The 532-nt window shown below is 60.3% G+C and carries 1 pseudogene; it reads right to left on the bottom strand.

What is annotated here, in order from left to right:
• A pseudogene (locus tag EN939_RS37295) lies at positions 1-367 on the bottom strand (2-keto-4-pentenoate hydratase); the annotation flags it as partial.
• Between the last annotated feature and the right edge of the window lie 165 nt (positions 368-532).

Here is a 532-nt window from a genome sequence, read left to right as displayed (position 1 = left end):
TTTCATAGGGCGCAGGACGAGGCGGCAACTCGCGGCCGAAGCGGAAAGCGAACTCGATCTCGGCCACGCGCATCTTGCTCGTCGCCAGCGAAACGGTCCCGCCGACCTCCACCGCTTTTTCGGCCAGGAGACGTCCGGCCATCGGCCTGTCGACGTTGATGTGCCTTTGTCCGGCCAGACTGGTCGCGGCAATCTTCCAGCCGAAAAGCGAGGCCGCCGAGCGATCTATGACATGCGACTGGATGGCGTAACCTTCGAGCCGTGTTTGTGGGCGCAACGCCTCAGGTATGGCGCCGAGACGGGTGCCCTGGTCCCAGTGGCCTACCAACAACCGCGAGGCAGCCCTGGTCTTTTCTGGATCCAACATCATCAGCTTCCGAAATTGCTTCGTGGATCGTCATGCGACCCTGTATCGAGCGAGAATATGTAACCAGGAATCGAGAGTCCATGTTCACGGCGCGGTGCCCGCGGACGATGGTGTTGGCAAAGTCGCCCTTTCGAGATCATCGGCATCCATCATTCCGATGACGAA

It is taken from the genome of Mesorhizobium sp. M7A.F.Ca.CA.002.05.1.1 (assembly GCF_003998335.1).
Taxonomy (GTDB): domain Bacteria; phylum Pseudomonadota; class Alphaproteobacteria; order Rhizobiales; family Rhizobiaceae; genus Mesorhizobium.
The sequence above is the reverse complement of the archived record's forward strand: the minus strand, read 5'-3'. Positions and strand labels throughout refer to the sequence as shown.